The sequence below is a fragment of the Leifsonia shinshuensis genome (assembly GCF_013410375.1).
Lineage (GTDB): Bacteria > Actinomycetota > Actinomycetes > Actinomycetales > Microbacteriaceae > Leifsonia > Leifsonia shinshuensis.
On record NZ_JACCFL010000001.1, the window covers coordinates 3878469 to 3901768 of the forward strand.

The following is a 23300-nucleotide window of genomic DNA, read 5'->3' on the forward strand; positions in this document are numbered from 1 at the left end:
GCGCGGCGCTCAGCTCCCCGCCGCCGCCCGGATCACCTCCGCGATCTCCGCGTGCCTCGGGATGAACGCCGTGTGCGAGCCGTCGACGTGGGAGGTCGTCGCCCCCATCCGCTGGGCGTAGAACTCCTCGGCCTTCGGCGAGATCGCGTTGTCCTGGTCGGAGACCACGAACCAGCTCGGGATGTTCTTCCAGCCCGCGGCGGTCGCCTCCTGGGTGAGGGAGGCGACGGCGAGCGGGCGCTGGGTGGCGTACATCACCGCGGCCGCCTCCTCCGAGGAGTCGCCGCAGAAGACCTCGCGGAAGCGCTCCTTCTTCACGTAGACCTCCGGGCCGCCGGGCGATCCGACCGCGTCGTACGGGGTCGGCTGGTTCTCGGTCGCGAGCAGCGGGGCCGGGAACGGCTCCTGCGCGCTCACGCAGCTCTCCCCGACGTCGAGGCCGAACGCGGCCAGGTAGACGAGGGCCTCCACGTTGCTCAGCCCGGCCGACGCCTGCGTGATCACGGCGCCGCCGTAGGAGTGGCCGACCAGGACGACCGGTCCGTCGATCGCGCCGACGACCCTGGCGATCGTGTCGGAGTCGGTGAGGAGGCTGCGGAGCGGGTTCGGCGGTGCGACCACCGTGTGGCCGGATCCCTCCAGATCGCCGATCAGGCCGGCGAAGCCAGACGCGTCGGCGAACGCGCCGTGGACGAGGACGATCGTGCGTTGTGCGGCCATGACTCTTCCTTCGTGTCAGTGAGTGAGTCGAACGCCGCCATCCTGAGACTCCCTCACCGCGCGCGGCAAGACCTGACCGCTACTCGGCTTCGCCGGTCTCGCCGTCCAGCTCCGCGCGGACCTCGTGCTCGACCAGCACCGGCACGAAGTCGCGCACGGGTGCGTCCTCGTACTGCTCGTAGTGCTCCTCCACCAGCTGGTCGATCTCCTCCTTCGGCACCTCGGGGAACCGGTCGCTGAGCCGCTCGGCGGCGTGCTCGAGTGCCACGGCCTCGTCCTGGAGCCCCGCACCCTGGGGGCGCTTGTCGTGTTCGCTCGTCATGCCGCGATTGTCCGCCCGGGAGCGCAAAAGGCAAGTGAACGTCCGTTGAACGGGCCGGCCGCTACGCCGCGAACACCGTCCTCCCCGCCCTCACCAGCACCGCTTCCTGAGCACCCGTCCGCCGCTCGGCGCAGGCTATTTCTCGACTCGGTCCAATGTGCTTGCTGTTCAGCAAGTGATTGTTGCTATCGTGTCCTCACCGCACTCACACGCTTCACCCGAAGGGCGTCTGAACAATGAGCACCGTGGTCGACCAGGATCCGGCCTGCCCTCTCCCGCAGGCATCGCCGGCGTGCGGCGGGTCCGACCCCGGCCGCCCCACCGTCACCGCGTTCGTCGACGGCGTGTCCGGCCACAACGACCGCGCGCGCCGGGCCACCATCGACCTCGCGAAGGCGCTGGGCCGGCGGATCGAGGCGAAGGTCGGCGTGATTGGTGAGGGCGCGTCGCAGGGGCGGAGCCTCGGCTGGCGGGCCGCCCTCCACCAGGCACGGCAGGAGCTGGACGCGCTGGCCGAGACGACGGAGCACTCCCTGCGGACCGCCACCTTCAGCGCGTTCTGCCTGACCAGGAACGCGGCCGCCCTCGCCACCCTCCCCGCCGTCGCCCGCGCCCACCCGGACGCCGCGGTCGTGTGGCTGGGCGCGCACCCCTGCCTGCACACCCCCACCACCACCCGCACCGGCGACCTCAGCGGCATGGCGCTCGGCGCCGCGACCGGGCTCTGGCAGTCCGGGCACGGCGGCGAGTTCGCGCTGTCCAACGTGGTGCTGGTCGGCGCCCGCGACCTCGACCAGGCCGAGAAGCACATCATCGCGAACTCCCCCATCCGCAACATCCCGACCGGCCCGCGGATGCAGGAGGAGCTGGCCGCGACGATCGCCGGCCGCGAGGTGTTCGTGCACTTCTCCGCCGACGTCCTGCAGCCCGGCATCGTCCTCACCGACTACCAGGTGGCGAACGGCCTGACCATCGACACCGTCGTGGCCACGGCCCGCACGCTCGCCGCCGAGCGCGTGATCGGCCTCCAGCTCAGCGAGCTCGAGCACGACCCGACCGACCGCTTCAACACCTCGGCGCAGCTCGTGGTGGAGATGCTGTCGCCGCTGCTGCCGCGGCCGTAGCCGGAGCAGCAGCGGCCGCGTGTCACTCCGCCGCGATCCCCTCTCCGCCCGCGGCGCCCGGCACCAGCACGGACCCGACGCTCGTCAGTCCGCCGCCGGCGTCCACCCGGAACCCGTCGACGGCCCCGTCCTTACCGGTCTGGACGTAGAGGAACCGGCCGTCGGAGGTCGCCGAGGCGTCCACCGTCCCCGCACCGGTCGCGGTGTTCCCGAGCGCCGTCAGGCCGCCCGCACCCGCGTCGAGGTAGCCGGAGAGCGATCCGCTGCCGGCGTTCGACGCGTAGAAGGCCGAGCCGTCGCGCGCGATCCAGCAGGTCGCCGCCTGTCCTGTCGCCGCGGCCGCGATCGGGGTGACGGCGCCGCTCGGCGCGAGGGCGAAGGTCGCGACGGCGTTCGCGCCCGCCTCGGCCACCACCAGGTGGCCGCCCGCGTCGAAGGACACCGCGAACGGCACCGCGCCCGGCTCCACGTTGGTCACGGGATGCTGCGACAGGCCGCCCAGCCGGTCGACGCCGAACACGTCGATCGCGCTGCCGTTGCCCTTGGTGGTGACGACGACCTGCGACCCGTCAGGAGTGAAGGCGACCTGCCCCGGCGTGTGCGTGAACTCCGGCGTGAGCGTCGGGTCGAGACCGAGCGGGCGGTTCGAGAACGGGATGCGGACGAGGAAGCCGCCCACCCGGACGAAGCCCTGCACCGTCCCTCCGGCGCGCGCGTTCAGCACGTAGACCAGGCCGCCGTGCGCCGTCACGCTGACCGGGAAGCTCCCGCCGGAACCGATGACCTCCCGCCGGACGAGCTGGTCGCCGTGCACGGCGAAGACCGTCACCGTGTCGCTGCCGGCGTTGACCGCGTACAGAAGCCCGCGGTCGAGCACCAGCGAGCCCTGCGACGCGAGGTGGTCCACGACCGCACCGGTGAGCGCACCGCCGAGGCCGCCGGTCGGGTAGGTCCCGGCCTGGTGCAGCGAGCCGTCCGGCGCGCGGTCGTAGGCGACTACGGCATTGCCCGCGAGCCCGTCGGTCTGCACGAAGACCGCCGACCCGGTGCGTGCCGCGTCCGGGGCGGCGTCGGCCGCGGAGGGCGCGGCGAGCGCCGGCGCCGCGAAGAGGGCCGTCGCGGCGACGGCGGCCGCCGACGCGAGGGCGAGACGAAGTGGTGTTCTCATGATGCTCCTTCGATCCATCCGTTCGGCGCCCGGGGCGCCCTGGGCCGAGCGGCGCTCACGGCGCGCTCGAGGGGTGAGTGTCGCGCGCGGGGGGATGCTTACCTGCTCCGCGGATCTTTTCCGCGAGGTCCTACGATCGAGCCATGGGAGTCGGTGACGCGGAGCCGGAGCGGTGGCGCCCGTCGGACGACGACCTCCGGGAGACGGACGAGTGGCGCCGCTCCCTGACCGCGGGCGGCGCCGCGCAGCGCGCCGCGGAGACGCGGCTCTACGACCTGCTCCTCCGCGTGGCCCGCGGCGAGGTCCGCCGCCGGTCGGCGTCGCTGCCGTTCGCCGGTCCGGAGCTCGACGACATCGCCCATCAGGCCGCGGCCGACGCTGTGGTCGGCGTGTTGCGCCGGCTGCACGAGTTCCGCGGGGAGAGCCGGTTCGCGACCTGGGCGTACACCTTCGCGATCTTCGAGGTCTCGACCAAGATCGGCCGGCACTTCTGGCAGCGCAGGACGCTCTCCCTCGACGCGACCGGCTGGGACCGCCTCCCCGACCGGCTCGGCATCACGCCGGAGGAGGCCGGGGCCGCGGCCGAGCTGCTCGCCGCCCTCCGGCACGCCATCGACACCGTGCTCACCCGCCGGCAGCGCGAGGTCCTGCTGGCGGTGGTGGTCGAGGAGGTCCCGCTGGAGGCGCTCGCGGTGGCGCGGAGGACGTCGCGCGGAGCGCTCTACAAGGTCCTCTTCGACGCGAGAAGGAAGTTACGGAGCTACCTTGTCACTAATCACTATCTGGACGACGGCGACGAGGAGGTGACATGAGCGCTCGATCCCGGATCGGGGAATTCCTGGACACGGACCGGCGCGACGCGGGCTGCGCGGAGACGATGTCGCTCATGCATGTCTTCGCCGAGCTCGTGCTGGCGGGCAGGGACGCCGCCGCGCGCTACCCGGGGGTCGCCCTCCACCTGTCGCGGTGCGCGGCGTGCGGGGACGACTACGCGGGGCTGCTGGCGGCGCTGCGCGGCTAGGGCGCGGCTCGCCGTTCCGGTTCAGTCCGCGGGCCGCGCCGTGGAGGAACGGACGACCAGGCTGGTCGACAGGTCCACCCGGGCGAGTTCCGCCTCCGGCGCCGCGGCCGGATCGGACGCCGCGAGCAGCAGCCGCACGGCGACCTCGCCCATCTCGGCGATGGGCTGGCGGATCGTCGTGAGCGGAGGCGCGCCCCAGCTCGCCTCGGGCACGTCGTCGAAGCCGACCACGCTGAGGTCGTCGGGGACGCGGAGGCCGGCCGCTTTCGCCGCGTCGTAGACCCCCATCGCCATGAGGTCGGAGCAGGCGAACACCGCGGTCGGACGGTCGGGGCCGGCGAGGACGGGGGCGATGGCCTCGGCCGCGCGCGCCCGGTCCCAGTCGCCGTGCACGACCGTCGGCCCGGCCCCTCCGGCGACCTCGAGCGCGGAGCGGAACCCGTCGATCCTGGCGCGGCTGTAGAGGTGCGCGCGGGTCCCCCCGACGACGGCGAAGCGCTGGTGCCCGAGGGCGAGCAGGTGCTCGGCGGCCGTGCGGCCGCCGTCCCAGTTCGTGACCCCGACGCGCATCGCGGGGGCGCTCGGCTCGCTCATCGGCGTGACGAGGACGACGGGGATGTGCGCGGCCTCCAGCGCGGCGAAGTGGCCGGGAGCCGGGTCGACCAGCACGACGACCGCGCCGCGCGAGGGCCGGCGCAGCAGCCGCGACACCCAGTTGCCGTCCGGCCGGGCGATGGTGATGACGACATCGACGCCCGCGGCGGTCGCTGCGCTCTCCACGCCGGTGAGGACGCCGTTCGCCCAGGTCCCGTGCACGTGGTCGACGACCAGATCGATCATCGCGGGGGCGTCGGACTCGGGTGCGCTCGACCGCGGCGCGGTCGCCCGCGGGCTACGCGCGTAGCCGACGGCGTGGACGGCGTCCATGACCCGGGCGCGGGTCGCCGGGGACACGTCGGTCCCTCCCCGCAGGACCTTCGACACGGTGGGGACGCTCGTCCCCGCCATTCCCGCGACGTCGGAGAGGGTCGGCCGTTCCCGCCTGAGACCCTCGTCACTCATGACCGCAGCCTATCCAGCCGTCGATGCTTGCGCAAACTTTCGTAGACGGAACGTCTTGCGGATGACGCTTTCGGGCTGCAAGCATGGCCGAATCATCCCTCCGGCAGCAAGAAATTGCGCAAATCAGTGGAGGCGATGGTCCACCTCTCCAGGTGTTCGACGAAGAAAGCCGCCGGAAACGCTCCGGCCGATGGAGGAGAAGACACGCATGACGAACGGCCTGCTCTCGGGAACCGTCTCCCGGCGGGGACTACTCGCCGGCACCGGAGGACTCGCCGTCCTCGCCGCCCTGGCCGCCTGCAGCTCGCCGGGCGGCACCGCGACCTCGACCCTCAAGTTCTGGAACATGCCGTGGGGAGGGACCGCCTTCTCGCCGCTGGACAAGAAGATCACGCTCGCCTACAAGCCCGCGAGCGGTCTCCCGGCGGCCGGCTACCAGGCCGTGCAGTGGTCCAACTTCACGACGACCTTCGCGTCCGCCCTCGCCTCGAACACCGGGCCGGCGGTCAGCAGCGGCGCCGGCACGCAGGCGTTCCAGTTCGCGGAGAAGAACTACATCGCCTACGCCGACTCCCTGTTCGACTCCTGGAAGAGCAACGGCATGCTCGACGACTTCCTGCCGGGCGTGCTCGACACGATGAAGACGAGCAAGGGCTACGTCGCGGTGCCGTACAACCTCGACATGCGCGTCCTCTGGTACCGCAAGTCGCTTCTGGAGAAGGCGGGCGTCGAGGCGCCGACCGACTGGCAGTCGTACCTGGATGTCTGCGCGGCGCTCAAGAAGATCGGCGTCTACGGCTTCGGGATCGCCTCGGGAGCCCAGGGCAACGGCTTCCAGGTCCTGACCGGACTGCTGATCAACAACGGCGGGGGCCTCTTCAATGCCGACCAGAAGCCGGACTGCGTGACACCGGCCAACATCGAGGCGCTCGAGTTCGTGGTCGAGATGGTCCGCAAGGGCTACATGGACCCGGGGAGCGTCAGCTACTCCACGACGAACGCGCAGTCGCAGTGGAAGGCCGGCACCTTCGGGATGGGCTTCGAGAGCCCCGGCCTCGCGCAGGTGCTCGGCGGCCCGCTGGTCCAGGACATGACCGTGGGCGAACCGCTCACCGGCGCGCGCGGCGGCAAGGGCGCCCTGTACTTCCCGAACAACATCATGATGTACAAGCACACGCCCAGCCAGAAGGGCTCCGAGGACTTCCTGACCTACTACTACAAGAACATGGCTCCGCTCTGGACCCAGAACACCGGCATCGGCCTCCCCGTGCTGAAGTCCATCGCGGCGACGAAGGAGTTCCAGGCCGACCGCAACGCGGTCACCATGATCGAGAAGTGGCAGCCCATCTGCAAGACCTGGGCTGCGCCCGGAGGCGACGCGCTGTTCGCCGACGTGACCCTGGTCGACAGCACGCCGGCGATGAGCACGTGGGCGCAGAGCGTCCTGTCGCTGAAGGCCACCCCCAAGGAGTCCCTGCAGACCCTGCAGAAGACCCTGACCTCGCAGCAGAAGTAGCTCATGGCCACTCCGACCACACTGGAATCCGTCCGGCGCGCGCGGCGCGGCGTCGCGGTCGCGGGCCGCGGGCGACCCGGCGCGCGGCCGCCCGGGCGCCTGAGCTCGAGCGCCCTCACGCTCGTCCTCTTCGCGACCCCGGCCGTCCTACTGCTCCTGCTGCTCAACCTGTACCCGGTGCTGTACGCCGGCCAGCAGTCCTTGCGCAACGGCGACCTGGTCGACGCCGGCACGTTCGTCGGCCTGCAGAACTACGTGACCGTGCTGACCTCCCCGGAGTTCTGGCACGCCGCGTGGTTCACCGTCGTCTTCACGGTCGTCGGCGTCTTCGGGAGCTGGATCATCGGCCTCGGCCTGGCGCTGCTGCTGCGCACCCGCGTTCCAGCGAACGGCATCCTGAAGGTTCTGCTGCTGCTCCCGTGGGTGGTGCCGATCGTGGTCTCCTCCACGTCGTGGAACTGGCTGGTCGCCACACCGCAGAGCCCGCTCCCGCTGCTGGCGAAGGCGCTGGGCTTCGGTGACGTGCTCTTCCTCGCCGACCCGCTGCTCGCCCAGGTCACGGTCTGCGTCTTCAAGGTCTGGGTCAGCTTCCCGTTCATGATGATGATGATGTCCTCGGCCCTCGCCTCGGTCGACACCACCGTCTACGAGGCGTCCCGGGTCGACGGCGCATCCCGATGGAAGACCTTCCGGTTCATCACGCTCCCGATGATCTCGCGGTCCACCTACATCAGCTGGATCCTGATGACGATCTTCTGCGTGAACGACTTCCCGACGATCTTCCTGCTCACCGGCGGAGGCCCGGTGAACTCCACCCAGACCCTGGTCGTGCTCGCGTACACCACGGTCTTCCAGAACTTCCAGACCGGTCCCGGTGTCGCGATCGCGTTCCTGATGACGATCGTGCTCGTCATCGTCAGCGTCACGCTCTACCGGCAGATCCGAAAGGCGGCCATCGAATGACGGCACTGGCCCAGCAGACCGCGCCCTCCCCGCAGACCGCGCCGGCGAGGATCCGGCGTCCCCGGCCCGAGGGCGACCGCGGCCGGTGGTGGCGGTTCTGCCTCCTCGCCGTCGTGACCGCCGTCGTGCTCGTGCCGCTCGCGGCCGTCGTGCTGCTCTCCCTGCAGCCGGGGCTCGGCAGCTCCGCGACCGGCGTGACGCTCGACAACTACGTGAGCGTGATCACCTCGACCGACCTCGGCGCCTGGGTGACCAACAGCCTCGTCGTCACGCTCGCGACGGTGGTCGTCTCCGTCGTCATCGCCGCGCCGGCCGGCTACGTGCTCTCCCGGGGCCGCGGGAGGCTGGTGGCGGGGTTCTCGCTGACCCTGTTCGTGATCCAATCGCTCCCCGTGGTGACCGCGGTGATCCCGCTGTTCATCCTCTTCGCGAACATCGGGCTGGTCGACACCCTCGGCGGCGTCGTGATCCTCTACGTCGGCGGGACGATGTCGGTCGCCATCTGGATGATGGCCGCCTACTTCGACTCCATCCCGATCAGCCTCGAGGAGGCGGCGTGGATGGACGGCTGCTCGGTCTTCGGCAGCTTCTCCCGGGTGGTGCTGCGCAACTCGCTGCCCGGCGTGCTCTCGACGGCGATCTTCGCGTTCCTGCTGGCCTGGAACGACTACCTCGTCGCCGTGATCTTCCTCCGCTCCGACCAGAACTACACCCTGCCGATCGGGCTCCAGACGTTCTTCCAGCAGAACCAGACCGACTGGGGGCCGGTGATGAGCGTCGCGGTGGTGATGATGATCCCGCCGATCGTGGTGTTCGCGGTGCTCAACCGGTACTTCAGCGTCGGCGGGATCGGGGGGTCGCTGGCGGGGCGGTGAGCGGGAGGCCGGCTACACCGCCGCCCACGCGCTCCCCGCCTCCGCGCTCCCCTCGACCGCCGCCAGCACCCGCTGCACGTGCAGCGCGTCCGCGAACGACGGCTCCGGCTCCCGCCGCTCCGCGATATCGGTCACGAAGTCGACGACCTGGTGCGAGAAGGCGTGCTCGTAGCCGAGGGCGTGGCCGGTCGGCCACCAGTTGGCCGCGAAGGCGTGCTCGGGCTCGGTCGCGAGGATGCGGCGGAAGCCGAGGCGGTCGGCGGGCTCGGTCGCGTCGTAGAACTCGAGCTCGTTCAGGCGTTCCAGGTCGAACGCCAGCGCACCGCGGGTGCCGGAGACCTCCAGCCGGAGCGCATTCTTGCGGCCGGTGGCGTAGCGGGTCGCCGTGAAGGAGCCCATCGCGCCGGAGGCGAACCGGGTGGTGAACCAGGCCGCGTCGTCCACCGTCACCTCGCCGAACCGGTCGGAGGCCACGCCGCCGAGGCCGCGCTGCTCGGCCAGGACGGGGCGCTGCCGGACGTACGTCTCGAGCGTGCCGCTGACCGAGGCGATCAGGTCGCCTGCGACGAACTCGGCGGCGTCGATGATGTGCGCGCCGATGTCGCCGAGCGAGCCGGAGCCCGCCTTCGCGCGGTCGAGGCGCCAGGTCATCGGGCCGGCCGGGTCGCTCAGCCAGTCCTGGAGGTACTGCGCCCGCACCTCGCGGACCTCGCCGATCGCGCCCTCCCGCACCAGCCGGCGCGCCTCCAGGATCGCGGGCACCCGGCGGTAGGTGAACCCGCACATCGCGATCGCCCCGCGCTCCTGGGCGGCCGCGGCCGCCGACGCCATGCGCTCGGCCTCGCCGATGCTGTTCGCGAGCGGCTTCTCGCACAGCACGTGCTTGCCGGCCTCCAGCGCCGCGATCGCGATCTCGGCGTGCGTGTCGCCGGGCGTCACGATGTCGACCACGTCGATGTCGTCGCGGGCGACGGCCTCCCGCCAGTCGTCGGACGACTCCGCCCAGCCGAGCCGGTCCGCCGACTCCGCGGCGCCGTGGCGACCCACCAGCAGCGCCGGCTCCGGCCGCAGCGGGAGGTCGAAGAAGCGCGGCGCGACCCGCCACGCCTGGGAGTGCGCTGCCCCCATGAAGCCGTGCCCGACGAGCGCGACGCGCAGCGCCGGCGCGGCCGTCACGACGCCACCTCCGCCGCCCCGCGCAGACGCAGGCGTGCGACGCTCCCCCACTGCTCCAGGCGCTCCCGCACGTCCGTGCGCCGCTCGGTCCGCACCGCCTCGGCGTACCGCAGTTCCAGGAGCTGCGCGATGTCCACCCGCTCGCCCGTCCGCGCGCTCAGAACGGCGGCCTCCACCATCGCGAGACTGTGGATGTTCTCGTGGATCTCGTTCTGCGGCACCTCGCCGCTGCGCAGCGACCGCACGAACTCGGCGAGCGAGCCGGCGATCTCCTCCGGGCCGTCCGGGGCCTCGGGCAGGCTGTCGATCCCGTCCGCCTCCGGGACGCCGTCCCCGTCCCAGACCGCGGTGCCGTGCTCGGCGCTGATCCGCCAGGCGCCGTTCCAGGAGGTCTCCCGGCCGGGCGCGCACCAGCTCCCGGTGAAGGAGTAGCGGGCGCCGTCGTCGAACTCGAACGTCGCGGCGGCCGACGCGTCGCCGTCGTACCAGCTCCACGCCGGGTTCCACGACGAGCACGACACCGAGACCGGGTCGGCGCGCAGCAGGTAGCGGGCCATGTCGAACTGGTGGATGGCCATGTCCACCAGGAGCGGCTGCTCCATCCGGTCCCGGAACCCGCCGAAGTGCGGCGCCTTGTAGAACTCGGTCGTGATCGCGCCGACCCGGCCGAGCCGGTCCGCGATGGCACGCAGCCGCACCAGCTCGGTGAAGTACCGGCGCGACTGGCTCACCATCAGCAGCCCTCCGGCCACCTCGGCGAGCGCCGCCTGCTGGAGGGCGTCGACCAGCGTCGGGGCGATCGGCTTCTCGCAGAGCACGGGGAGGCCGGCGAAGAGCGCCTCCTCGTTGACCGGGCGGTGCGCGGCGGGGACCGTGACGTTGACCACGGCCGCTCCTCCGCTCCGTGCGGCGACCTCCGACACCGACGACCCGATGGCCACGTCCAGCGCCTCGTCCTGGGCGACGCGCGCGGCCAGGTCCAGGTCGAGGTCGACGATCCCGACCAGGCGGACCTCCGGGGTGGACTCGATGGTGCGGATCCAGTGGCGGCCCATATTGCCCGCCCCCACGAGCACGACGGGCAGCGGCTCGGGCGACTCGCTGAGAGCCCCGGTCACAGAACGACCTCGTCGCGGTTGTGCAGCGCGCCGGCGTAGCCGTGTCCGTTGAAGAAGTCCTCCCGCTCGTAGCGCAGGAGCACGGGCACCTGGCGGGACGGCCGGTCGGACACGGCCCACTCCACGCCGTTGGCGATGACGTGCCGGACGTCCGGGTGGTGGTACACGGGGTAGTCCTGGTCGCCGGGGCTGAAGAAGAAGATCTTGCCGTTGCCGCGCTTGAACGTCATCCCGCTGCGGAAGCACTCGCCGCCGCTGAAGGTGCTGATGAAGACCAGCTCGTCGGGTGCGGGGACGTCGAACTGCTCTCCGTACATCTCCTGCGCCGGGATCTCGATGGGATGCGGGATGCCCTTGGCGATCGGGTGGGTCGGGTCGACCGTCCAGACCAGCTCGCGGTCGTTGTCGCTGCGCCAGCGCAGGGTGCAGGTAGTCCCCATGAGCTTCGTGAAGATCTTGGACCAGTGCCCGGAGTGCAGGACGAGCAGCCCCATCCCGGAGAGCACGTGCCGGTGAACGCGCTCGACGATCTCGTCGGACACCTCCGCGTGCGCGGCGTGGCCCCACCAGGTCAGCACGTCGGTCTGCTCCAGCAGCTCCTCGGTCAGCCCGTGCTCCGGGTCGTCGAGCGTGACGGTGGTCACGCTCACGCGGTCGCCGGCGAACTCCTCGATGCCCTCCTTGATGGTGGTGTGCATGCCCTCCGGGTAGATCGCCGCGACCTCCGGCTCCAGCTGCTCGTGGCGGTTCTCCCCCCACACGACCACGCGGATCGGGTCTTCTGCGGTTCCGATTCGATGAGACACTTCTCGTCACTCTCCTTGTTGCTGTCGTCGGCCTTGTTGCTGTCGCCCGGGGCCGGGCGCCCCGGCCGGGTTCACTTGATCGCGCCGCCGAGGGCTCCGGCGGCGATGTACCGTTGCGCGAGGATCAGCAGCACGGCGGCGGGGATGGAGGCCAGCACCGCCGTCGCCATCACCGGCCCCCACTGCTGCACGTTCGCGCTGATGTAGTTGTAGATTCCGAGCGTGATCGGCCGGACCTGCGGTGTGCTGGTCAGGGTCAGCGCGAACAGGAAGTCGCCCCACGCCCCGAGGAAGGTGAACAGCGCCGCCGTCACGATCGCGTTCTTGCTGATCGGGACCACGATCGAGATGAAGGCGCGGAAGTTGTTCGCGCCGTCGACCAGCGCCGCCTCCACCAGCGAGGGCGGGAGCGACCCCATGAACGCCCGGATCAGCAGGATCGCGAACGGGATCTGCGCCGCGGTGTCCGCCAGGATCAGGCCGAGGTACGAGTTCAGCAGGCCCAGGTCGTTGAACAGCGCGTAGAGCGCGTTGGCGATCACGATGACCGGGATCATCTGGGTGATCAGCAGCGCGAACACGAAGACGGTCATGCCGCGCATCCGGAACCGGGCCAGCCCGTAGGCCGCCGGGGTCGCGATCGCGATGGTCAGCACCACCGTGCTCAGCGCGATGATCGTGCTGGTGACCAGGTTGCCGCCCTGCTGCTGGATTGCGGTGACGTAGCCGTCGAGCGTCGGCTGGAGCGGGAACCACGCGGTCGTGGCGGCTCCTGCGTTGGCCTGCAGGCTGCTGTTGACCATCCAGTAGACGGGGAAGATCATCACCGCGAGGAAGACGACGCCGAGCACGGTCATCGGCCAGCGCCGCTTGACGTGCGGACGCGTCGGGCGCGTTCCCTTCGGGAGCACGATGGCTCGGGTCTCGGTCATTCGTCGACCTCCTTGCGCGACATGTACAGATAGACGACGGCGAAGACGAGCGAGATCACGATCAGGATGTTGCTGATCGCGGCGCCCTCCCCGAACGCGAACTGCACGAACGACTTCTGGTACGCCCAGGTCGCGAGCGTCTGGGTGGAGTTGGCGGGCCCTCCGCCGGTGAGGCCGAGGATGACGTCCACGACCTTGAGCGTGTAGACGACGCCGAGCACGATGACGACGCTGACGACAGGGCGGATGCTCGGCCAGGTGATGTGCCGGAACGCCCGCCAGCCGACCGCGCCGTCGAGCGCCGCCGCCTCGTAGAGCTCCTCCGGCACGCCCTGCAGGCCGCTGTAGAGGATGGTGGCGTTGAACGGGATGCCGAGCCAGACGTTCACGCCGATCACGGCGATCAGCGCGAGCGACGGGCTGACCAGCCACGGGACGGGGTGGACGCCGAAGACGCCGAGGAACTGGTTGAGCGCTCCGCTGTCCTGGTCGAGGATCCACTTCCAGACCGCGCTCGACGCGATCAGCGGGAGCAGCCACGGCAGCAGGAGCAGGGAGCGCAGGAAGCCGCCGAGCGGGAAGTTGCGCTTGAAGAACAGCGCGAGCCCGAGCCCGATCGCGAACTGGAGCACGATCGAGCCGATCGTGAACAGCGCCGTGTTCAGCATGGTCGTGCTGAACAGCGAGCTGGTGACGGTGGTGATGTAGTTCTGGAGGCCGACCCAGGGGGCCTCGCCCGTGTAGAAGGTGGTGGTCGTGTAGTCCTGGAACGACATCGCCAGGTTCTTGACGATGGGGTAGCCGAAGAAGACCAGCACGAACAGGACCGCAGGCAGGACGAACAGCCACTTGCTGATCGACCGGGCGAGGCGGAACCGGCGGCGGCGCGGGCTGCCGGCCACGGGGCCGCTGTCCCGAACGGGTGGTGCGATCGCGGGGGTCTCCGCGTTGAGAGTCGTCATCGACCTCGTCCTTTCCCTTCGCCAGGCGGGAGCCGCAGCCCCCGCCTGGCGTCGAGTTCGCTACTGGTTCTCCGACTGGGCCTGCTTGAGGGCGTCGGCCGGGGACGCCTTGCCGGTCAGCGCGAGCTGCACGGCGGTGTAGATCTTGGTCGCGGCCTTCGGCCAGTCCGGGCCGAGCTCAGCGGTGCGCGCCCGCGCGTCGGCGACGACGCCGACGAAGGAGGCGACGTCCGGGTTCGCTGCGCCGAACTTCTTCGCCTCCGCGAGATCGGTCGGCACGGTCTGCGCCGTCTTGGCCTCGAACGACTGCATGGCCGGGGTCATCAGGCACTGCACGAACTTCGCGCCGGCCGCCTGGGCGTCCTTCTTGCCGGTCTGCGGCACCGTGTACTGCTCGCCGCCGAGGGGCGCGACCGACGTCTGCGAGGCGTCGCGGACCGGGATGGAGACGCTGGCCCAGTGCAGCCCGCTCGCCTTCGACAGCGCCGGGATCTGCCACGGACCGTTGATCATCATGGCCGCCTTGCCCGCGATGAACTGGTTGTTCACGTCGGCCTGCGCCCACGAGATGGAGCTCTTCGACAGCGACCCGTCGTTCTGCAGGTCGAGGACGAGCTGCAGGGCCTGGGCCGCCTCTGGCGTCGCGATGTTCTTCTCGTCGCCGCCATTCGTCCAGAAGAAGGGCAGGAACTGCCAGGTGCCCTCGTAGGTGTTGATGTTGCTCATCGCGAAGCCGTAGCGGCCCTTGCTCGCGTCGGTGAGCTGGCGGGCGGCGCTGCGCAGCTCGTCCCAGGTCTTCGGCGGCTGGACCCCGGCGGCCTGGAGGATATCGGTGTTGTAGAACAGCGCGATCGAGTTGGCGAGCGGCTGGGCGCCGTACAGCTGGCCCTTGTAGGTGCCCGCCTTCACGGCGGCGGGGGTGAGGCCGGAGCCGGTGATCCCGAAGTTCTTGAGCGGCGCGAGGGCGCCGGTCGCGGCGATCTGCTGCACGTCCGGGTTGTCGATCATGAGCACGTCCGGGAGGGTCTTGGACGAGACCTGCTGCAGGACCTTCTGGATGAGCGAGGCGCCCGCGACGTGGACCGCGTTGACCTTGATGCCGGTGCTGGCCTCGCACTTGGCGTACTGGGCGTCGTGCGATCCGTCGGTGAAGTAGTCCTCGAGCGTGATGCTCTTGGCGGTGGAGGCCGCTCCCCCACCGCTGCACGCGGCGAGTCCGAGCGGGATGATCGACGCGGCCGCGAGGGCCACGACGACACGATGTGCTGTCTTCATGGGTGGATGCTCCTTTGCATTGCACTGTGGGCTGACGACGGTGTGCGCGAAATTGTAAGCATAAAATCCGACGGAAGTCACGAACTTTTTTTATGCTTACAAGTGAGTAACCAGCACTGTGCGAAGATGAAGGACTCATGACCGCTCCCAAGAAGGCGGGCAAACGCAAGCCCAGCATGGCCGACGTCGCCCGGCACGCCGGCGTCTCCGTCATGACCGTCTCCAACGCCATCAACCGCCCGGACATCGTCAGCGAGTCGACGAGGGAGCGGGTCCGCGCGTCGATGGACGCCCTCGACTACCGCAACAACCTGGTCGCCCGCAGCCTCCGGCTGGCCCTCCCCCGGCAGATCGGCTACCTGATCGGCCCGCACCGCTTCGCCGCCGACGCGTACATGGACCAGTTCCTGCACGACCTGGCCGCGACCTGCGAGCAGCACGGCCGCAACCTGACCCTCATCTCCACCGGGTCGCACGAGATCGAGGCCTGCGAGGACCTCTACTACGGACAGATGGCGGCCGGCTTCATCGTGCCCGACATCTGGTTCGGCGACCCCCGCTTGCCCGCGCTCACCGAGCGCGGCATCCCGTTCGTCGCCTACGGCGGCGACCCGCACGACGAGAGCGCCACCTGGAACTGGGTCGACACCGACGCGGAGAAGGGCATCATCCTCGCCGTCGACCACCTGACCTCGCTGGGCCACAGCGAGCTGGCCTATCTCGGCTACCCCGACGGCCTGATCACGACCCGCTACCGGCGCCTCGGCTACCTGGGCGCGTGCACCGCACGCGGGCTGGAGTCGTCGCTCGCGCCGGGCCGGGTGATGGAGACCGGACCGGAGTTCATCGACCTGCTGGCCGCGGCCCGCGCCCTGCTGACCTCCGACGACCCGCCGACCGCGATCGTGAGCGCGACGGACCAGCACGCGCTGGCCGTGTTCCTCGTCGCCCGCGAACTCGGCATCCCGGTGGGTTCGGGCGTGGCCGTCACCGGCTTCGACGACTCGCCGGTGGCCGGGGAGTCCGGCTTCGGGATCACCTCGATCCGCCAGCCGAAGGACCGCATCGCGGAGCTCCTGGTCGAGATCCTCGTCGACGAGGGGACGGCCGTACGGCACGAGCTGCTGGAGCCGGAACTGATCGTGCGGTCGAGCACGGTCTGACGAGTGGAGACAGCCCTGGACGACACCGCACACCTCCGCCACGCCCTCATCATCGGCGCCTCCCGCAGCCTCGGGCTCGGGCTGGCCACCGAGCTCGCTGCCCGCGGCTGGGTGGTCACCGGGACGGTGCGCGGCGACACCACGACCGGACTCCACCAGCTCGCGGCGGCGTCGGCGGGACGCGTCTCGGTCACCCGAGCGGACATCACGGCGCCGGCCGACCTCGAACGGCTGCGCGGCGAGTTCGCTCCGGGGAGCCTCGACCTGCTGTTCGTCAACGCCGGGATCACCGACCCCGACCTCCCAGCGTCCGCGGTCGCGACCGATGTGTTCGAACGGGTCATGGTCACGAACGCACTGGGGCCGGTGCGAGCGGTGGAAGCGCTCGCGCCGCTCGTCCGGGAAGACGGCACCATCGGGGTCATGACCTCGCGGCAGGGCAGCATCAGCCTCAACGTGCGCGGCGGTCACGAGGTATACCGGGCCAGCAAGGCGGCACTCAACCAGCTCATCCGCAGCTACGACGCCCGACGCACCGACCGGCGGACGCTCCTGCTGCTCCATCCCGGATGGGTGCAGACGGAGCTCGGCGGCGACGGCGCACCGCTGACCGTCGAAGAGAGCGTCACCGGGCTGGTGGACACGCTCGACCGGCACGTCGGGGACGGCGGCCTGCAGTTCCGGAACCACCTCGACGAGGTCATTCCCTGGTAGGGTCCGCGACCTCCGCCCGCTTCCCGACGTCCGCGAGCATCCCCCGCTCCCGCAGGCTCTCCGCCGTCTGCACGATCGTCTCCACCGCCGGGCGCGGCCGGAATCCGAGCTCGGCCTTCGCGCGCTCGTTGTGGATGACGAGCGGCGCAGGCTCGTCGCCCGGCAGCTCCGCCGTCGGCACCCGCCGCGCGACGTCGCCGAGCCGGTCGCGCAGCACGTTCGCCACGTCGAGGAACGTCATCGTCGGCCCGTCGGCGAGGACGAGGTAGCGCCTGCCCGCCGCCGCGGGGGTCGTCATCGCCGCGACGTGCGCCGCTGCCACGTCCCGGACGTCCGCGATGCCGAAGCGCTGCCGCGGGACGGCCGGCATCGTGCCGTCGAGCATCCCCGCGAAGAGCTGCAGCGACGACCGTGCCGAGGCGGTCAGCGTCGGTCCGGCGATCCAGGTCGGGTTGACCACGACCAGCTCCAGGTCGCCGCCGTCCCGTTCGATGAAGTCCCAGGCGGCGCGCTCGGCGACCGCCTTCGACAGCGGGTAGGCCGGGAGGCCGGGGGTCTCCGGGTCGGTCCAGTCGGTCTCGTCGTAGTCTCGGACGGGTTTCGGCGAGTAGCCGACGGCCGCGAACGACGAGGTGAGCACCACCCGTCTCGCCCCGGCGGAACGGGCGGCGCGGAGCACCCGGAGCGACCCGTCGCGCGCGGGGACGACCACCTCGGCCGGGTCCGCCGTCTGGATCATCGGCGATGCGACGTGGTAGACGTCCTCGATCCCGGCGAGCGCGGCGTCCCAGCCGTCGTCCTCGGTGAGCGAGGCCGCGGCGAACGACAGCCCGGAGTCGTCGCTCCCGGCGCGCCGGACGGCCGCGCGCACCTCGTCCGCGCGGTCGGGTCCGCGCACCGTCGTGCGGACCTCGGCCCCGGAGCCGAGGAGGTCGGCGAGGAGGCGGGTGGCGAGGTAGCCGGTGCCTCCGGTCACCAGGATGGTGGGTGCGCTGTTCATCGGAAGGTCTCCTCGAGTCGGGGAAGGATGGCTTCGAGCTCCACGTGCGCCTCGGCCTCGCCCGCGACGTCGCCGCGCGCGCGGGCGTCCCACAGCGCGGCCTTGGCGCGCAGGTAGTCGAGGTGCGTGCGCAGGGTCGCGAGCTGCTCCTCGACGCGCACGGCGTGACGGAGCAGGATGTCGCGCTGCTCTCCCGCCGCCGCGTGCCCGAGGAGCCGGTTCGCCTGGTACGTGCGCATGTCCTCGATGCCGACGCCCATCGCGCGCAGGCAGGCGAGCACCTGCGCCGCGTCGAGGTCGCCCTCGCTGTAGCGCCGGTGCCCGCTGCTGCCGTCGCGGGCGATCGGGCCGAGGAGCCCGACCTCCTCGTAGTACCGCAGGGTGGGCTCGCTGAGCCCGCTCTGCCGGGACACGTCCTGGATGCTCAAACCGGTCATGACCCCATCAGAACAGACCTCAAGCGCTTGAAGTCAAGCGCCGGTCGGCTGTGAGTTCAGCCCCGGTCGTGGAGGGTGACGTGGTAGCCGTCCGGGTCGGCGAACGTGAAGGTGCGGCCGAACGGTCCGTCGACCGGCGCCGAGACGACGGTGCGCCCGTCGGCGGCGAGCGCGTCGTGGATCGCCTGGACGTCGGTGGCGCGGAGCCAGAGCGCGACGCCGACGCCGGGCTGCGCGACGGACGCCAGGTCCGTTCCCGGCACGACCTCCCGGAGGGCGAAGGCGATCGGCTCCGTCGCGAAGACGACGGCGTGCGGAGGTCCGGCGGGCGAGCGCACGAGGCCGAGGTAGCGCTCGTAGAAGGCCTGTGACGCGTCGAGGTCTCGCGCCTGGAGCGAGATGAAATCGGGGCCGATGGCGGGCATGATGGAACTCCTCTCGTGTGTCAGTTTTCTGACACCCCGAAGCCTATGTCAGACTACTGACATGAGCGCCCCTGTCGACGGAATCCACCTCGCGACCTCCCTGGGCTACACGCTGAAGGAGGCGTCGAGCGCCCTCCGCACGGCGATGGAGGAGGTGCTCCGCCCGCTCGGGATGACCGTGACCCACTACTCCTGCCTCGAACTCCTGGCGCAGCGCCCCGGACTGTCGAACTCCGACCTGGCGCGCGGCGCGTTCGTGACCCGCCAGACCATGAACGTGCTGCTCCAGGCGCTCGAACGCGACGGGTACGTGACCCGCCCGGCGGCGCCCCCGGTCGGGAAGGCGCTGCCGGCACGGCTCACGGCTCGCGGGCGGCGGAGTCTGGCGACGGCGAGCGCGGCGGTGCGCTCGGTGGAGCTGCGGATGCTGGGCGGGATGACGCCGGACGAGCAGGCAGCCGCGTTCACGGCGCTGCGGAGCATGGTCCGAGCGCTGCGCGACGACGTCGAGCCGCAGCCGACCGCGTAGCGGCCCAGCGTTTCGCACTCAGTCCGACAGCGCAGGCACCCGCTCCGCGAGCACCGCGCGGAGCGCGTCCACGATCGTCGTGGCCCGGTCGTCGGCGCCGGCCTCCAGCCAGTTCGTCACGAACGCGAACCCGACCTGCGCCTCCGGGTCGGCGAAGGCGACCTGGCCGCCCGCGCCGTCGTGCCCGAATGCGGCTGGTCCGAGGTAGCGGCGCGCCTCCGAGTCGAGCTGCAGGCCGCGGCCCCAGCGCGGCCACGGACCGGGGGTCGGGAAGACCGGCTCGCCCCAGGACGTCGGCACGACCGCTCGCGCGAGCGTCGCATCGTCCAGCAGTCGGGTGCCCGCCGTGTCCACCACGGTCGAGGACCAGATGGCCGCGAGCGCGTCCGCGGTCGCGATCCCTCCCGCGCCAGGGATCTGGGCGGCGCGCACTCGCGGGTCGTTGAAGCCGCCGTCCGGCGTGACCAGCGCCGCGGGGAGAGCGCCGCCCAGCGTCATCGCGAGGCCCGTCCACTCCGAAGGCGCCTCGAGGAGCTGCTCCCCTGCCTCCAGCTGACTGGCCGAGGCCTGCAGGTGGGCGACGCGCGCGGCCTGGGCGTCCGGGAGGCCGATCCAGGCGTCCTCGGTGATCGGGGACACGAGCTCGGCGAAATAGTCGCCGGGCGACCGCCCGGTGACCCGGCGGACCAGCTCGCCCGCGAGCCAGCCGTGGGTGATGGCGTGATAGGCGTACCCGGTTCCCGGCTCCCAAAGCGGGCTCTGGCGAGCGAGCACGTCGGTCGCGGCGTCCCAGTCGAGCAGTTGCTCCATGCCGAACGGCTCGCGCGGCGCCGAGAGGCCCGCGCGGTGCGACAGCAGCTCGGCCACCGTCACGCCGGCCTTGCCGGCCGCCGCGAACTCCGGCCAGTAGCGCGCGACCGGTGCCGCGTAGTCGAGCCGGCCCTCCTGCACGAGCCGCGCGACCAGCACCGACATCAGGCCCTTGGTGCAGGAGAAGATCACCGTCGGGGTGTCCGCTGTCCAGGGCCGCCCCGTGCGCTCGTCGGCGACGCCGCCCCAGAGGTCGACGACGCGGTGACCGCCGACCCGCACCGAGAGCCCGGCGCCCATCGTCGGCCGGTCGCGGAACGCCGCCGCGAACGCGTCGGCGAGCGGCTCGTATCCGCGCTCGGTGTCTCCGTGGATGTCAGCCATCAGGCGGGGTTCCTCTCCTGGACGTACAGGACGGCGCGGGGCTCCGCGCCATCGGTGGCGATGTCGAGCGGGTCGGTGATGCGGCCGAGGAAGCCGCCGTCCGTCCCGCCGTTCTCGAAGGCGATGAGGCGCGGCGTCCCGCTGCGGTCCTCGACGATCCGCCCGGCGTACAGCGACTCCGGGGTCAGCAGGTACGCACCCGTCAGGTCGAACGGCCCGGTGGCGGACTCCGCGTCGGCGAGCCAGACGCCTCCGGCCGCGCCGACGCGGTCGCCGGCGAGGTGGGCCGCGTCGCACGAGAACAGCAGCAGGTCGCGGCCGCCGAGCCGGACCGTCTGCGGCACCTCGAGGTGCGCGAAGCCGCCGCCGGGCGAGCTGAGCGGGGGCTGCACCGTCCAGTGCAGGAGGTCGGCCGAGCGGGCGTGCCCGACGACGCCCCGGTCGGTGTCGCGGCGCGAGCGGGCGCCGCGGGCCCGCGCGGTGACGAGCATGTGCCAGCCCTCCCCCGCGCTGTCGCGGAACACCCACGGGTCGCGCCAGGCCTCCTCGTGCCAGGTGCCGTCCGGGAGGATCTCGTACCAGGCGGGGTCGGCCTGCAGCTGCAGCCGGGGGTCCTTCCGCCAGGTGTGCAGGTCGTCGGACACCGCGACGCCGATCGTCTCGACGTTCGTGATCTCGCTCGGCGAGAGGAACCGCGAGCCGGTGTAGAACATCCGCCAGAGGCCGTCGTCGCCCCGCACGACGCTGCCGGTCCAGGTCGCGGAGCTGTCGATGTCGCCGGCGTCGCCGGCCGACAGCACTTCGCCGAGGTCCTCCCACTCGACGAGGTCGCCGGAGATCGCGTGGCCGATCCGCGCGTTCCGGTGCCGCAGCTGCGGGTCGCCGAGCGAGGTCGGGGCGTGCAGGTAGTAGAGGTGGTACCGCTCACCGTCGTCGGCGAGCCAGAAGTCCCAGACCCAGTGACCGTCTTTGCTGAACGCCATCCGTCAGCCCTTGACCGCGCCCTGGATCAGCGCCCGGATGAACTGGCGCTGGAAGATCACGAAGACCACGATCGTCGGGATGATGATGAGCAGCGCGCCCGCGTTGAGCAGCGGGATGCTGAGGCTGTACTGCCCCTGGAAGAACGTGAGGGCGCCGGCCACGGTGCGCTGGAGCGGGTCCGCGACCAGGACGACCGGGAGCAGGAACTGGTTCCAGGTCCAGAGGAAGAGCAGGATCGCGAGCGCCGAGAGGGCGGGCCGGGCCAGCGGCAGGTGGATGTGGCGCAGCTCCTGCCACATCGTCGCGCCGTCGACGCGGGCCGCCTCGGAGAGCTCCGCCGGCACGTTGACGAAGTGCGCGCGCATCCAGAACACGCTGAACGGCATGAACAGGCCGATCAGCGGCAGGATGATCGCCCACTGCGTGTTCAGCACGTTCAGCGACTGCATCTCGTAGTACAGCGGGATGATCAGCGCCTCGAACGGGATCGTCAGGCCGAGGACGAACAGGATCAGGAGCGCGCGGCCGCCGCGGATGTTCAGGCTGCCGAGCGCGTACCCCGCCATGCTGGAGATGAGGAGGCTGATCGGGACCACGCCGAGGACGATCAGCGCGCTCGATCCCATCAGCTCCCACACGTGGCCGGTCGTGAAGGCCTCCGCGAAGTTGCCCCACTGCGGGTTCGAGGGCCAGGTGAGGCCGGTCGGGTTGACGTCGGCGGGCTGCAGCGCGGCGGACGCCATGTTGACCAGCGGGATCAGGGTGAGGACGAGCACGACCGCGAGCAGCGCGCGGCCCGTCCACTTCTCCACGGGGTTGACGATCATGAGTCACGGACTTTCGAGAGGCGCTGGATCGGGAGGACGACGGCGAGGACGAGCAGCATCAGGATGATGCCGAACGCGGAGGCGAGGCCGACCTGGCTCTGGGTGAACCCGATCCGGTAGATCGAGATGCCGGGGACCAGGGTCGCCCGCCCCGGACCGCCGAGCGTGGTGGTGTAGATGATGTCGAAGCTGCTCAGCGCCGCGATGACGGTGAGCGTGATCAGGACGGCGAGCTCCTGGCGCAGCCCGGGCAGCGTGATGGTGAAGAACTCCCGCCACCAGCCGGCGCCGTCGAGGCGGGCAGCCTCGTACAGCGAGACGTCGATCTTGCCGATGCCGGTCAGCAGCAGCACGGTGCACAGGCCGGTCAGCGTCCACGACCCGATCAGGCCGACGGCGGGCAGCGCCGTCTGGTAGTCGCCGAGCCACGGGCGGGCCAGACCGCCCAACCCGACCGCGTTCAGGATCTGGTTCACCGCGCCGGTCTGCGCGTACATCCACGACCAGGCGATGCCGGCGGCGGCGAGCGGGATGATCTGCGGCAGGAACAGGACCGTCTGCGAGAAGCTGGTGAACGTGCCGGCCCGCATCGAGCGGATGAGGGTCGCGAGGACGAGGCCGAAGCTGACCGGGATGATCGTGAAGAACGCGATCAGGATGAACGCGTTGACGATCGAGCCGAGCAGGTCGGGGTCGGTGAACACCGTCAGGTAGTTGGCGAAGCCGACCCAGGTCGAGGCGCCGATGCCGTTCCAGTCGTAGAACGAGTACTGGATGCCCTGGATGAGCGGCCAGAGCACGAACGCGGAGTACGCGATCAGGGCGGGTGCGACCAGGAGCCAGCCGATCCGCCGCCCTCGCCCGGCCGACCGTCTCCGGGCGGCCGGGCGCTGCGCAGCCCCGCGCGGGCGGCCGCGTTCCGTCTGCCGCGCCGACGGATCCTGGCGGACCGCGGGAGCGCCCGTGCGGGACTGCACAGCGGACATG

General features: G+C 71.2%; 26 protein-coding genes. 9 read left to right on the forward strand and 17 right to left on the reverse strand.

The window, feature by feature from the left end; all coding sequences use genetic code 11:
* Positions 1-9: 9 nt before the first annotated feature.
* Both HNR13_RS18635 and HNR13_RS18640 read right to left on the reverse strand, forming a co-directional pair.
* Complete coding sequence (locus HNR13_RS18635) at positions 10-720, reverse strand: alpha/beta hydrolase (protein WP_179608160.1); 711 nt, start codon at positions 718-720, stop codon at positions 10-12.
* A gap of 79 nt (positions 721-799) precedes the next feature.
* The gene (locus tag HNR13_RS18640) at positions 800-1042 is read right to left on the reverse strand and encodes a three-helix bundle dimerization domain-containing protein (protein WP_179608162.1); all 243 of its coding nucleotides are present in this window, start codon (positions 1040-1042) and stop codon (positions 800-802) included.
* A 236-nt stretch (positions 1043-1278) separates the two neighbouring features.
* Between HNR13_RS18640 and HNR13_RS18645 the strand changes: the two genes are divergently transcribed.
* Positions 1279-2166: an arginase family protein gene (locus HNR13_RS18645; RefSeq protein WP_179608164.1), complete on the forward strand. Its 888-nt coding sequence runs from the start codon at positions 1279-1281 to the stop codon at positions 2164-2166.
* A gap of 22 nt (positions 2167-2188) precedes the next feature.
* On the opposite strand, the gene HNR13_RS18650 is transcribed toward HNR13_RS18645, so the two are convergent.
* Positions 2189-3334, reverse strand: a complete 1146-nt coding sequence (locus HNR13_RS18650; protein WP_179608165.1) for a lactonase family protein — start codon at positions 3332-3334, stop codon at positions 2189-2191.
* A gap of 143 nt (positions 3335-3477) precedes the next feature.
* On the opposite strand from HNR13_RS18650, the gene HNR13_RS18655 reads away from it, so the two are divergent.
* Positions 3478-4146 carry a sigma-70 family RNA polymerase sigma factor gene (locus tag HNR13_RS18655; protein ID WP_179608166.1) on the forward strand — a complete coding sequence of 223 codons (669 nt, stop codon included), beginning with the start codon at positions 3478-3480 and terminating at the stop codon, positions 4144-4146.
* Positions 4143-4355: a hypothetical protein gene (locus tag HNR13_RS18660; RefSeq protein ID WP_179608168.1), complete on the forward strand. Its 213-nt coding sequence runs from the start codon at positions 4143-4145 to the stop codon at positions 4353-4355. Before HNR13_RS18655 ends, HNR13_RS18660 begins: the two co-directional genes overlap by 4 nt.
* Before the next feature lie 21 nt (positions 4356-4376).
* Here HNR13_RS18660 and HNR13_RS18665 read toward each other — a convergent pair whose 3' ends face one another.
* Positions 4377-5417: a LacI family DNA-binding transcriptional regulator gene (locus tag HNR13_RS18665; protein ID WP_179608169.1), complete on the reverse strand. Its 1041-nt coding sequence runs from the start codon at positions 5415-5417 to the stop codon at positions 4377-4379.
* A 208-nt stretch (positions 5418-5625) separates the two neighbouring features.
* Here HNR13_RS18665 and HNR13_RS18670 point away from each other — a divergent pair, with 208 nt between their 5' ends.
* Genes HNR13_RS18670 through HNR13_RS18680 form a run of 3 tightly spaced genes read left to right on the forward strand, consistent with a single transcriptional unit; the run spans position 5626 to position 8771 of the window.
* Positions 5626-6933 carry an ABC transporter substrate-binding protein gene (locus HNR13_RS18670; protein ID WP_179608171.1) on the forward strand — a complete coding sequence of 436 codons (1308 nt, stop codon included), beginning with the start codon at positions 5626-5628 and terminating at the stop codon, positions 6931-6933.
* 3 nt (positions 6934-6936) lie between these two features.
* Complete coding sequence (locus tag HNR13_RS18675; RefSeq protein ID WP_179608173.1) at positions 6937-7896, forward strand: carbohydrate ABC transporter permease; 960 nt, start codon at positions 6937-6939, stop codon at positions 7894-7896.
* Complete coding sequence (locus HNR13_RS18680; protein ID WP_179608175.1) at positions 7893-8771, forward strand: carbohydrate ABC transporter permease; 879 nt, start codon at positions 7893-7895, stop codon at positions 8769-8771. Before HNR13_RS18675 ends, HNR13_RS18680 begins: the two co-directional genes overlap by 4 nt.
* 12 nt (positions 8772-8783) lie before the next feature.
* Here the strand turns inward: HNR13_RS18680 and HNR13_RS18685 are convergent, their stop codons facing one another.
* The 6 genes from HNR13_RS18685 to HNR13_RS18710 all read right to left on the reverse strand — a co-directional run bounded on the left by HNR13_RS18685 (position 8784) and on the right by HNR13_RS18710 (position 15040).
* Positions 8784-9899: a Gfo/Idh/MocA family protein gene (locus HNR13_RS18685; protein ID WP_218881803.1), complete on the reverse strand. Its 1116-nt coding sequence runs from the start codon at positions 9897-9899 to the stop codon at positions 8784-8786.
* A 44-nt stretch (positions 9900-9943) separates the two neighbouring features.
* On the reverse strand, positions 9944-11065 hold the full coding sequence (locus tag HNR13_RS18690) for a Gfo/Idh/MocA family protein (protein WP_343063616.1): 1122 nt from the start codon (positions 11063-11065) through the stop codon (positions 9944-9946).
* The gene (locus HNR13_RS18695; protein ID WP_343063617.1) at positions 11062-11871 is read right to left on the reverse strand and encodes a ThuA domain-containing protein; all 810 of its coding nucleotides are present in this window, start codon (positions 11869-11871) and stop codon (positions 11062-11064) included. The genes HNR13_RS18690 and HNR13_RS18695 overlap by 4 nt, the downstream gene beginning before the upstream one ends.
* Positions 11872-11942: 71 nt before the next feature.
* Positions 11943-12803, reverse strand: coding sequence for a carbohydrate ABC transporter permease (locus HNR13_RS18700; protein ID WP_179608178.1), 861 nt, complete (start codon positions 12801-12803; stop codon positions 11943-11945).
* Positions 12800-13765 (reverse strand): carbohydrate ABC transporter permease, encoded by a 966-nt coding sequence (locus tag HNR13_RS18705; RefSeq protein WP_179608180.1) that lies wholly within the window; start codon positions 13763-13765, stop codon positions 12800-12802. Before HNR13_RS18705 ends, HNR13_RS18700 begins: the two co-directional genes overlap by 4 nt.
* A 60-nt stretch (positions 13766-13825) precedes the next feature.
* Positions 13826-15040 carry a sugar ABC transporter substrate-binding protein gene (locus HNR13_RS18710; protein ID WP_179608182.1) on the reverse strand — a complete coding sequence of 405 codons (1215 nt, stop codon included), beginning with the start codon at positions 15038-15040 and terminating at the stop codon, positions 13826-13828.
* 137 nt (positions 15041-15177) lie between these two features.
* Between HNR13_RS18710 and HNR13_RS18715 the strand changes: the two genes are divergently transcribed.
* Positions 15178-16203, forward strand: a complete 1026-nt coding sequence (locus HNR13_RS18715) for a LacI family DNA-binding transcriptional regulator (RefSeq protein WP_179608184.1) — start codon at positions 15178-15180, stop codon at positions 16201-16203.
* A 3-nt stretch (positions 16204-16206) separates the two neighbouring features.
* Positions 16207-16917, forward strand: a complete 711-nt coding sequence (locus HNR13_RS18720; RefSeq protein ID WP_218881266.1) for an SDR family NAD(P)-dependent oxidoreductase — start codon at positions 16207-16209, stop codon at positions 16915-16917.
* Here HNR13_RS18720 and HNR13_RS18725 read toward each other — a convergent pair.
* The 3 genes from HNR13_RS18725 to HNR13_RS18735 are packed head-to-tail and all read right to left on the reverse strand — an operon-like array spanning position 16904 to position 18779.
* Positions 16904-17917, reverse strand: a complete 1014-nt coding sequence (locus tag HNR13_RS18725) for an NAD-dependent epimerase/dehydratase family protein (protein ID WP_179608185.1) — start codon at positions 17915-17917, stop codon at positions 16904-16906. The two genes, HNR13_RS18720 and HNR13_RS18725, sit on opposite strands and share 14 nt — an antisense overlap.
* Positions 17914-18354 (reverse strand): MerR family transcriptional regulator, encoded by a 441-nt coding sequence (locus HNR13_RS18730; RefSeq protein ID WP_179608187.1) that lies wholly within the window; start codon positions 18352-18354, stop codon positions 17914-17916. The genes HNR13_RS18725 and HNR13_RS18730 overlap by 4 nt, the downstream gene beginning before the upstream one ends.
* Positions 18355-18410: 56 nt before the next feature.
* Positions 18411-18779: a VOC family protein gene (locus tag HNR13_RS18735; protein ID WP_179608188.1), complete on the reverse strand. Its 369-nt coding sequence runs from the start codon at positions 18777-18779 to the stop codon at positions 18411-18413.
* 61 nt (positions 18780-18840) lie between these two features.
* Between HNR13_RS18735 and HNR13_RS18740 the strand changes: the two genes are divergently transcribed.
* On the forward strand, positions 18841-19308 hold the full coding sequence (locus HNR13_RS18740; RefSeq protein WP_218881267.1) for a MarR family winged helix-turn-helix transcriptional regulator: 468 nt from the start codon (positions 18841-18843) through the stop codon (positions 19306-19308).
* 18 nt (positions 19309-19326) lie between these two features.
* Here HNR13_RS18740 and HNR13_RS18745 read toward each other — a convergent pair whose 3' ends face one another.
* The 4 genes from HNR13_RS18745 to HNR13_RS18760 are packed head-to-tail and all read right to left on the reverse strand — an operon-like array spanning position 19327 to position 23299.
* Positions 19327-20502: a serine hydrolase domain-containing protein gene (locus tag HNR13_RS18745; RefSeq protein WP_179608192.1), complete on the reverse strand. Its 1176-nt coding sequence runs from the start codon at positions 20500-20502 to the stop codon at positions 19327-19329.
* Entirely contained in the window at positions 20502-21485 is a 984-nt protein-coding gene (locus tag HNR13_RS18750) for a glycoside hydrolase family 68 protein (RefSeq protein WP_179608193.1), read from the reverse strand. Before HNR13_RS18750 ends, HNR13_RS18745 begins: the two co-directional genes overlap by 1 nt.
* 3 nt (positions 21486-21488) lie before the next feature.
* Positions 21489-22313: a carbohydrate ABC transporter permease gene (locus HNR13_RS18755; RefSeq protein ID WP_179608195.1), complete on the reverse strand. Its 825-nt coding sequence runs from the start codon at positions 22311-22313 to the stop codon at positions 21489-21491.
* Positions 22310-23299, reverse strand: a complete 990-nt coding sequence (locus tag HNR13_RS18760) for a carbohydrate ABC transporter permease (protein ID WP_246312811.1) — start codon at positions 23297-23299, stop codon at positions 22310-22312. The genes HNR13_RS18755 and HNR13_RS18760 overlap by 4 nt, the downstream gene beginning before the upstream one ends.
* Between the last annotated feature and the right edge of the window lies 1 nt (position 23300).